This window comes from Cellulomonas sp. P4_B5_2, from assembly GCF_056402235.1.
In genome coordinates, this window is the sequence record NZ_JBFUHU010000140.1 from 1 (window position 1) to 9,229 (window position 9,229).

Annotated in this window: 10 protein-coding genes; 4 read left to right on the forward strand and 6 right to left on the reverse strand. The window is 67.6% G+C overall.

From position 1 onward, the window contains the following. Nucleotides 1–55: 55 nt before the first annotated feature. A complete protein-coding gene (locus AC1DUQ_RS11605) occupies nt 56–877 on the reverse strand; it encodes a hypothetical protein (RefSeq protein ID WP_477073826.1) in 822 nt (273 codons plus the stop codon). A 199-nt stretch (nt 878–1,076) separates the two neighbouring features. After that, complete coding sequence (locus AC1DUQ_RS11610) at nt 1,077–1,286, reverse strand: hypothetical protein (protein WP_477073827.1); 210 nt, start codon at nt 1,284–1,286, stop codon at nt 1,077–1,079. Nucleotides 1,287–1,626: 340 nt separating this feature from the next. On the opposite strand from AC1DUQ_RS11610, the gene AC1DUQ_RS11615 reads away from it, so the two are divergent. Then, complete coding sequence (locus tag AC1DUQ_RS11615; RefSeq protein ID WP_477073828.1) at nt 1,627–1,962, forward strand: hypothetical protein; 336 nt, start codon at nt 1,627–1,629, stop codon at nt 1,960–1,962. A gap of 15 nt (nt 1,963–1,977) precedes the next feature. Here AC1DUQ_RS11615 and AC1DUQ_RS11620 read toward each other — a convergent pair whose 3' ends face one another. Then, nucleotides 1,978–3,057 carry a hypothetical protein gene (locus AC1DUQ_RS11620; RefSeq protein WP_477073829.1) on the reverse strand — a complete coding sequence of 360 codons (1,080 nt, stop codon included), beginning with the start codon at nt 3,055–3,057 and terminating at the stop codon, nt 1,978–1,980. An 82-nt stretch (nt 3,058–3,139) separates the two neighbouring features. On the opposite strand from AC1DUQ_RS11620, the gene AC1DUQ_RS11625 reads away from it, so the two are divergent. After that, the gene (locus AC1DUQ_RS11625) at nt 3,140–4,231 is read left to right on the forward strand and encodes a hypothetical protein (RefSeq protein WP_477073830.1); all 1,092 of its coding nucleotides are present in this window, start codon (nt 3,140–3,142) and stop codon (nt 4,229–4,231) included. A gap of 85 nt (nt 4,232–4,316) precedes the next feature. Then, the gene (locus tag AC1DUQ_RS11630; RefSeq protein ID WP_477073831.1) at nt 4,317–4,817 is read left to right on the forward strand and encodes a hypothetical protein; all 501 of its coding nucleotides are present in this window, start codon (nt 4,317–4,319) and stop codon (nt 4,815–4,817) included. Nucleotides 4,818–4,895: 78 nt separating this feature from the next. On the opposite strand, the gene AC1DUQ_RS11635 is transcribed toward AC1DUQ_RS11630, so the two are convergent. Then, the gene (locus AC1DUQ_RS11635) at nt 4,896–5,480 is read right to left on the reverse strand and encodes a hypothetical protein (protein WP_477073832.1); all 585 of its coding nucleotides are present in this window, start codon (nt 5,478–5,480) and stop codon (nt 4,896–4,898) included. A gap of 1,012 nt (nt 5,481–6,492) precedes the next feature. On the opposite strand from AC1DUQ_RS11635, the gene AC1DUQ_RS11640 reads away from it, so the two are divergent. Further along, on the forward strand, nt 6,493–6,813 hold the full coding sequence (locus AC1DUQ_RS11640; protein ID WP_477073833.1) for a helix-turn-helix domain-containing protein: 321 nt from the start codon (nt 6,493–6,495) through the stop codon (nt 6,811–6,813). A 284-nt stretch (nt 6,814–7,097) separates the two neighbouring features. Here AC1DUQ_RS11640 and AC1DUQ_RS11645 read toward each other — a convergent pair whose 3' ends face one another. Continuing rightward, the gene (locus AC1DUQ_RS11645; protein WP_477073834.1) at nt 7,098–7,757 is read right to left on the reverse strand and encodes a hypothetical protein; all 660 of its coding nucleotides are present in this window, start codon (nt 7,755–7,757) and stop codon (nt 7,098–7,100) included. Between the two features lie 655 nt (nt 7,758–8,412). Further along, entirely contained in the window at nt 8,413–9,126 is a 714-nt protein-coding gene (locus AC1DUQ_RS11650; protein ID WP_477073835.1) for a DUF6994 family protein, read from the reverse strand. Nucleotides 9,127–9,229: the final 103 nt, after the last annotated feature.

The following is a 9,229-nucleotide window of genomic DNA, read 5'->3' on the forward strand; positions in this document are numbered from 1 at the left end:
CGGTCGGAGTGTCGTCGGGTCGCCATCAGAGCCGTGCGGACGACGGGTGACTCGACTATGGCGGGCCCTTCGGCGACGATCCGCGGTCGGAGTGTCGTCGGGTCGCCATCAGAGCCGTGCGGACGACGGGTGACTCGACTATGGCGGGCCCTTCGGCGACGATCCGAGCCAGGACGCCGGGCCAGTCGCTCGTGCCTCGCAGGGCGATCACGAGGCGACGGGCCTGCCAGGCCGGGATGCCCAGCGTGGCCGCCATTGCTCGCCAGCCCGGGAACTGGGTGCGGTCGTCGACCCGGGTGGTCGGCGCATCGAGCACGGTCGCAAGGATCGACCTCGCCTGCTGCTCACTCCACCCAACGAGCATGAGGGCGCGAAGCGCCGCATCAGTCAGCGCCGAGGCTTCGAGTGGGTCGCCCACCTCCGGGTCGTCGGTGGCCGGTTCCCAGCCGGCCTCGAGCAGGAGGTCGAGGCTCACGGCCGGGCCGACTGCGCCGTCACGGGATGCGACCTCGAGCTTCCAGGCGCGGCGGTCGTTCGTCGCGAACCGCGCGGCGACGATCTCGCCGAGCAGCTGCCGCCGTGCGACTTGCCCGAGGATGCCCCACGGCGAGGTGGTGCGCCGCAGCGCCGGCTTGGTGAGCTCCACCCACAGCGCCTGCCACGCGGTGGACTCGGCCTGGGACGCGGCGGCGCCTCGCAGGCCGACGCTGATCGCCAAGGGCCGGACGACTCGCTCGCGCAGGTAGTTCAGCAAGGTTGTCCCGGTGGGGCCGTCCCAGCCCTCGTCGTCGATCGCGTCGAGCATCTGCAGGAGCGATGCGCGGTCCCGGACGACGGCGCCGTCGTGCTCGGGTGCGGGATGCGGGGTCGTCGTCATGCTCGCCTCCGGTGTCGTGGTGAACGGCACCGAGGCTTCTCAGAGGCGATAGACAAATCGATCACGGCGTTCGCGATCGTGCGATGTGATCCGTTCGTCTATCGATGACGCCGATGGATCACACGGCGCAATTGCATTGATCACATGCCAACTGACCTGCGACGTCACCGTGCGCCCGCGGTCGGGCGTGCGACTTCAGCTACTTCCGCGTCACCGCGGAGGCCCAGACCCAGACGAAGCCCTCGCGGCCGCCGGCATCGATGTAGCGCACGTTGACCGCGCGGCTCGTCCACCCGACCGCGAGACCATCGACCTCGAGGTCTCGCCCCTTGCCGTCAACGATCCACGCGCGGACGGGCAGGGCGCGATCGGGTCGGACGACTGCCGTGGCATGGACCGAGGCAGGCACGTCTCGAGCAGCATCGCGAAGCGGCACACGCTCAATCGGCACAGCGCGCACCTTCGATCGTACACATGTTCGAAGGCTACATCGCTGCCGCTGGCCTCGGTTCCGCGGTCGGGTGATCAAGGGCGACGCCCATCGAGTCAAGAGGTCGCCGGACGAGGCGTTCGCTCTCTTCGCCGGACGACCCGGCAGGCGCGGACGCTTCTATCAGTCCAGAGCTGCGGGGCTCAGCCTGCGATGAATCTGTCTATCGCTGCCTCGGATCGTGGTTCCTCTCCACGACCTAACAGGTGCCGGCCCGCGCGGCGTAGTCGCCGCCGGCTCGGGCACCACCCCCGACCCCGTGCTCGCCGCACTCCAGGCCGTCATCGACCGGCTCAACGACCTGTTCGGCGCCGAGTTTTCCCGTGCCCAGGTCGAAGGCTTCGTCCTCGGCGCTGTCCTGCTGGAGGACGAAGACTTGGTCGGCCAGGCGCGCGCGAACTCGCGGGCGCAGTTCCTCGAGTCACCCGACCTCGGCGAAGCCGTCGTCGACGCCGTCGTCGCCAACCAGCCCTTCCACAACGCGATCGCCGACTACATCGCCTCCGGTCACGCCGACTCCCATAAGGTCATCGTCGAGGTCGGCGCCATGATCCACGCCGCGGTAGCCGCCCAACTGAACGCGCCAGCCAGCTAGGTCGGCGCAGCCGTGTCACGTCGCGATGCTTAGGCTCAGCTCGCGAGCGTCCCCACCCCATCGATGCCCACAGTCAGATGCCTTACCGCGGCCGCACGGGCACTGCCGAGATCCCTTAACTGGCTCAAAGTCGCGCCAGTACCTGCGACGCGTCAGGGTGGCGGCGGAGGTGGTGAGGCCGAAGTCATCGACCAGCCACAGGCCGTGTTCCAGCAGTTCGGGCACGAGCCGACCGCAGAGCTGGACGGCGTCGGCGCTCCTGTGCGCGACGGTGAAGTCCGTGCCTCCGACCAGTTCGTCGGCGCGACGGGGAGAGACCGGCCGGCGAGCCAAGAACTGCAGCATCACCGCGCCTGAGCCATGCACCACTGGCTGGGACGCCAGTGCAATGCGGGCGGCAGCGGCGGGATGGGCCGCATCCGAGAGCCAGTCGTACCAACTGTTCACCTCGGGTCTCCCGAGGGCCTTGGCTAGCTTCTGGATGTAGGTCAGAACACTCGTCGCCTGGCGCCGCTCTGAGGCGCCATCCATTCTCGAGCCGAACACGGCCTTGGAGAGCACGGGCGCCAACGCCGTTCGGACGGTGGCCGCCCGCTCGAACTCCGGCATGCCGTGCCCGGCCGCTTTGCCCTTCGACCACGCCGCGTCGATAGCTCGCAATTCGAAGAGGAGGCAGCCGGTCTCCTCAAGCAGGGCTCGCGCCGAAACGGCCGCAGTGGAAATGCGCCACTCCTGCAAATCGCGCGTCGCCACCTCGAGCAGGTCCGTGACTCGCCAGGCATGAACGAGCCACCAAGCCACGAGGCGGCTGTGCAGCTCCGGGTAGAAGACGGCGCCGGCGGGATCGCGACGTGTGAACTGGGACGGTTCGTCAATAGCGATGATGCCCCCGTCGGAAGTGCTCACGAACTGCCAGTCTTCGCCACGGAGCTGCGCACCTTGCTCCCAGGCGCGAGCCTTCTCGCGCGCAAGCGGCACCAGTGTCACCGCGGTGGTTTCGGCCGCGTCGATGAGCGCCCGTTGAGCGACTACCCACTCGCTCACACGTCGCAGTGCGTCTGATCGCTCGACCCCAAGGGCCTCCTCCGGAGTCATGGAATGAGGATGGCGCACAAGCAGCGCAAGGTCTCCGCCCGCGCCGAGGGTCGCCGAAACGCGTTGCCGCTACGGTGGCGGAGTGGCCAGCCGAACAGCCGATGACCTGGAAGGTCGTCCAAAGCAGGACTCGGACGGCCGCCGGAGGGTGAGGGTCCGGATCGCGTTGACCGTGCTGCTCACTGTGGTCGCAGGAGCGGCGCTAGTCGTCGGCCGACAGGCATTCGCGGTTCCGTCGCCGACCTCGTTCGACGGCTGGATCTCGGTGCTCGCGAAGGGGCCGCCCGGAGAGGGACAGGTACGTCTGTTCGTCGCCCCGTTGGTTGCAGGGGCTCCTGGCACCCAGCCTCAAGTCGAGGTGACGCTGACCACTTGTGCAATGGGAGATCGCGACCTCCTGCTGCTTCTCGCCGGCGATGCTCAGCTCAGTGACGTAGCCGTCGTCTGGCCGTTGGAAGCCGTGCCTCAGGAACGCCACCCGAGCCTCGTCGTTTCCGACGCTGGCGGCGGAGCGTCCGAGCCGGCAGACGCCCTCGTACTGCGAGTGCACGTCGATGATGGGGACAAGTGTTCGGCGGCGGGGCCCACCGCTGTGGCGCTTCAGGTTGCTGGACGGCTATCCGGCGAAGTGCAGCAACAATCTGTCCTTCTCGGGATCTCCGCGCCGCGCGAGTTCCAGACCTGGCCAGCCCTCGGTTGGGCACCCGGCACCAGTCCGAGCCTGACCGGCATGTTCACCTTGAACTCCGGGATCGAGGGAGAGTGGGCAAGGCCAYGCGGAACTTTCGATCTGCAGGCCGGCAAACCGACGCTGTCTGCTCTGGTCGAGTCCGCGAGCCCGACGTTGGAGGATTTCCGTGACCTGCATTGGTCGTCCCCGAGCCCCTTTCAGGCAGAAGCTTCCGTCATCGATTTGGCCCAAAGTGAGCGGCTTCAGACAGTTGCGTTGTTCCTCTCGATCCTCTTCGGTGTGCTCAGCGCCGTCGTGATCGAAGCCTTCTCGTCTGCACCCCCAACGCCGAGGCAGATGCTCGTCCTGCCGGACCCCTCCGCTCCGCCAGGGAAACGCCCTTCGCGATGGCGTGCGCTCGTAGTGGTCGTCGTCCTTCTGGCCTTTGCGCGCCGCCGACATCCACGTCGGCCCCGTCCAGGCGGCGAGCGTCCCCACGGCTGACTCGTGCATCCATCCTTCGTTCTGCCCGGTCGCTTCCTCACCCCGTCCAAACATGCTTCGCGATTCCTCGATGATCGGACCGCCGATGGACCCCAACTGGATCGTGGCGACTGCGGCAGTGCTCGCGCTGGCAGGCGCATTTGTTCAGACAAGCCAGGTCCGGCAAAGCCGCGTCCGCGACTTTGAGACTTCCTACGTCCACCGCTACTGGGCGCTGCGGGACCAGCTCGGTGAGTTCGCGCTCCCGCCAGAGCTGCGGTCTACAACAGCGCCAACGCCGGCGCAGGTCGCTGCCATGTACTCGTACATCGAGCTCTGCGAGGACGAACTCGACCTTCGCTACGAGGGCTGGATCAGCGACAAGACCTGGGCGCTCTGGAGGTCRGGTATCGTCGCAGCCGTCTCGGCCGAGCCGTATCGCACACTTTGGCTCGACGTTCAGGCGGCCGAACCGGGTCGGTTTATGAGACTGCGTGCGCTGGACTCCTCCTCGACCCTGGGCACGGACCTCGGCGCGCTCCGTAGATATCGGAATGGACTGCGGTGGCTCTTCGAGGCACGTCCGCGTTCAGACTCGTCAACTTGATGGTGCTGACCGCGTCAGCGTGGTGCACGAAGTCGGCGCCCGCCCGGTGGCTGCGCGTAAGGGGCCCGCGGCCCGTGGTCAGGCCGTGGGCAGATTGGCGAGGCGGTCGTAGTCAGGGCTGCCGGGCTGCCAGATGTCCACGATGTCGGCGCCGTTGACCGGTGCGAGGCGCCGAGCCTCGCCACCACGGTCGTCGAGCCCGGCAAGGTGCGACGCGAGCACCTGCCCGACGGACGGCCAGACGTGCACCTTGGCGTCCGTCAGGTGGAGGTCAAGCGAGACGATCGAGGGGCGGCCTAGCGTGCGGAGGAGGGCGGCCTGGCCATCGGCGTACCAGTACGTCGCTTCGCCGCCCCAGCAGGAGAGCAGACGCCACAGACCGTGTGCGTGTGTGTGGAGCATCGTCAGCCCGAGGACCAGGGACACGCCGCCGTCCCGACCCCGCAATGCGTGGTCATCGACGCTGTAGACGGTGGTGGCGGTCAGCGTCTGCGCTTGCTCGGCGGTGAGCGCCCCGGCGGCGTGGGCGGCGGCGATCCGCCCCTCCGCGTGCTCCCGGGAGAGCGCCCGCAGCCCGTCACGCCGCACGCTCGCAGTCTCGCGGGGGAGCAGCCTGGTGCAGTGGTACGCGCGGAGCGGACGGCCGCTGAGCAGGTCGGTCACGTCAGCGTCGTCCAGTGGCACGTCCAGGTCCGTCGTCGCGACGTCGGCGGGTACGTCAGCCGCATAGGGCGCCAGCGCCTCGCGGAGTGGGCCGGGCCAGGTGTCCACGTCGTCGGGGTCGACTGCGCCGTCGTTATGCATGGCCGCAGCCTCCCACGCCTCTCACAGCACCTCTCATAAGTAGCGGCAGGCGGGCCGATGACACCGTACGGGGGCCGGGTGGCACGTAGACGCACCGCGCTGCACGCGCTTGCGACACGTGTGCGACACGCCAGCACGTATAACCAGGTGAGGTCGGTGCCCCGAGTGGGATTCGAAGCAAGTCAGGGGCGTCCCTGGCCGCAATGACCAGCAATCAGCTGGTTCACACCGCCGAAGAGTTCTTCCTGCCGGTGACCGAGGCGACCGATGCACCAGCGAGCGAGTGAGCGATTGCCCAGTGGCCCGCCTGGAGTCGGTCGATTTCGCTAGTCGCCAAGCGCGAGGGGAGAAGACAGACCCGACTACTTCGTCCGGCACTAACCCTGGGCCCGCACCCGCTGAAACTACGCGGTGTACGGCTTCGATCGACGTCTTCGCTCGGTCGGGCATGGTCACCACGACAGGCGCATCGTCCGGATTCAGCAGGAGCTCCGCACGCAGTTCTGCGACTGTGACCGCTCTCTGGAGGTCAAGCATCGTCGCCTGCAGTCGAGTCTCGCGGTTCATGGCCCTTCGCGATGAGTCTCTGGCGCCAGCCCGTCGGTGGCGGCCAGGAGACGCCCCAGTTCGCCAATTGGGCTCGAGTCCACCCACCTCCCGCCGTGCGTGCCGCGTCGATCTCGTCCGCTGATGGCATGCGCCGAAAGTACCGCTAAGCACCCCGTCGATCCGCGATGGGTGTGGACACCCGAACTACGAGTCGGGCTGATGTGATCGGTCGGTCTAGCGATGCCGCGGATCGTCGAGTCAGTCACGCGCTATCGGCTGCCGTCCGAGGACGGCCGCTAACAACTACGACGGGAGCCGAGACATGTCCCTCGAGCACAGCACATCCCCTGACCACAGCACCCTGACACCCGAAGAGGTCGCACAGATGCTCGGAGCCTCCCCCTGGTGGGTGCGCGAGCAGGCACGGCGCGGACGAGTCCCGCATCTTCGATTGGGTCGCGGCAGAATCCGCTTCCTGCCCGAGCACTTCGACCTCTTGGTTCGGATGGTGACGGTGCAGGTGACGGGGTTTGCCAGCGAGCCGGCAGTGACCAGGCCCGCAGACCTTCGGGCTCTCGGCGCGACTTCAAAGTCGATCCGAGCGCATCAGAATCGGCCGCATGTGCCGGGCGACAACCTTTGAGACGACGTGATCCGAGACCACGGTTCACCTGCAGCAGTTCGAGGCAGTCCGAGCGTGCGCACCGCTCCTGACGGCTGCGTGCATAACAACCTCAACGATGCATCGTTGTGCAGAGACCCCGGGGTTGCCGGGCAGCGGCGCGCGGTACGTGCGCTGGCCTCCGATCGCCTACGTTGCGTTGTGCCGATGTCCCGAGCCAGATCGTGCAGTTCACTCCCGCCCGACGTCGGCCCGTTGGAAGGTGGCAGCGAGGTGCTCGCGTCGTGGCCGCGGCACTGAGTTGGTCAACGCCTTCGCGGGACTAGCTGGATGTTGGTGTAGCTGGGCGATCCGGACCGTCCCATTCGGTTGACGAACTCGAGGTCGGCCTTCCAGACGCCTCCGGCGTACTCGAAGCGTTCACCCCGCTCGCGCCAGAATCGGCCGAGCAACGTCTCGAGCTCGCCGGGCGAAGCCAACCCCGTGGAGACGAGCATCTCGAGGATCATCCGACGTGTCGCCTCACCTGGGTCAGTCGACTGGCCCGCGAAGTACCCGTAGCGACTCAGGATTGAGTCCTCGGAGTACTGACGGCCGGCGCTCGTGTAGCGACCTGTCGCCGGGGGAAGCCGCTCGAACAACAACAGTCCGTTCTGTTGCTCCTTGACCCTCAGAACGTCAGCGAGCACGTAGAGCGCGCCGCATCCGGTGCATTCGTGGACCCCGACGTCGACGGTGCGGCTGGGATCCGCGAGCGTGGGGATCTGGGCACGGGCTCGCGACAGGACGCCTCCTCGAGCGCATCTACACGACGGCGCGCCATGGCACAGGGCGACCTTCCAGTGTTCGACGGCCCGGCTCGCGGTCGGGGGGCGGATCGCGGCGTCCGCGCGGCTGGCTATGCCGGCGGCGTCATGCCAGCGCTCGCTTCCGCAGAACGCGCACTGCACTGCATCCGCGAGCACCGGCGGGACCGACTTCTGACACCACCTGCACCGGGGGGACGGGCCCCGTACCCGACTCCCAGCCGCGTCGATGGCCGTGGGTGCGGCGTCGACCGTGCGGGTGCGGCGACTGGCAATAGATGGTTCGGAGGGTGCGGCACCGGGAGCCCGCCGGGGCGAGCGCACGGATGTTCGCGGTCCTGGCCTGGGCTGCGACGTGACGCTTCGCGATGCGGCGAGGAGCGCGCTGCGGATCTTCTCGCCGACCGCCCACCCGACCTGAACCATGCATTTGCTCCTTTGCTCGCGCCAGGCGGCGGACGCTACTGCCGGGGTTCACGCGCAACGTCGCCATCGACGCGTGTCGTCGATATTCCGCCGCAGGACGGTCGGTTTTCGACCAATTCGACAGTTGTGTCATTCAGGGGAATCCACATACGCGAAGGGTGAAGGGCAACACGTCGCCTTTGGACCGATGCCAGCTAGAGCGGGCCGATGACGCCCCCGGCGACGACAACTCACGTTGTCGTGGTGCCAGACGCGTCATGCCCATCCTTGTCCCGCTCCGGGCGCCCGCCGGATGCTCGCGGCGGGGGCTTCTCTCGGGCTCCCGCCTTCTATGGAGGCGCACGTGCACGTACACGCGTCGTGCACGGGTTCGCCCACCCGTGCGACTTCAGCCACCCGGGTCCGCGTCGACTCGCAGGTCGTCGATGCGCCGGTTGCGCGCGCGGACGAACTCGATGCTGCGGCGTCTGAACTCGAGGTACGTGGGTACTTCGGCGGGAACGGACGACGTCGCGAAGTCATCGAAGTCCATGAAGTACCGCACCTCTCCCGAGTCGGCGTCGATGAGGTCCTGCAGCAAGAAGAAGTCGACGTATCCGCGGAACGTGCCGAACAGCGCGAAGAAGTCGTCGTACCTGGCGAGGGTCGCCTCAAGGGGGCTGGGCTGGCCGAGGTAGTGCCGGCGGATGCACTCGAGAGTCAGGTCCATGCGGTCGGCGATCTTGGGGACGAACCCGCGAGCTCCGTTGATCGTGACCTTGCCGTCGACGACGTTGCCGGGGAACAGCATCATCCCGCCGATCGTGTACCCGACCGCTTGGAACTCATCGTGCAACTCTTGGGGGAGCTGCCCGGTGATGTGCTTGAGCCGGACCCACCTGGTGAACGTCTGGATGACGGAGTCGCTGGACAGCCAGAACTCGCCGAGGTCGGAGCGGTGGTGCAGGTAGGCGGTGCGTGTGGGTTTGAGTGTGAACAGCAACCCGTTCGGCAGCGGCTTGCTCCACAAGGCTTGGTGGTACCGGCGCAGGGTGGGGCTGTGCGTGTCAGGATCCTTGCCGCCAGCATCGCGGCGGAAGTCAAACGACGTGTCGAGCTGCACCGCCACACCTCTCCTCTGGGCATCCCGCCGCACAGGGGCACCGGATCGGCGATCTCCGCACCCTTGAGAGTCCAGCCTGACTCCGCCTACGGCGCGCCACCAC

Bases quoted from the DNA above. Each gene is read 5' to 3' on its own strand.
- AC1DUQ_RS11605 (WP_477073826.1), bottom strand. From the start codon at position 877: ATGACGACGACCCCGCATCCCGCACCCGAGCACGACGGCGCCGTCGTC.
- AC1DUQ_RS11620 (WP_477073829.1), bottom strand. From the start codon at position 3,057: ATGACTCCGGAGGAGGCCCTTGGGGTCGAGCGATCAGACGCACTGCGA.
- AC1DUQ_RS11640 (WP_477073833.1), top strand. From the start codon at position 6,493: ATGTCCCTCGAGCACAGCACATCCCCTGACCACAGCACCCTGACACCC.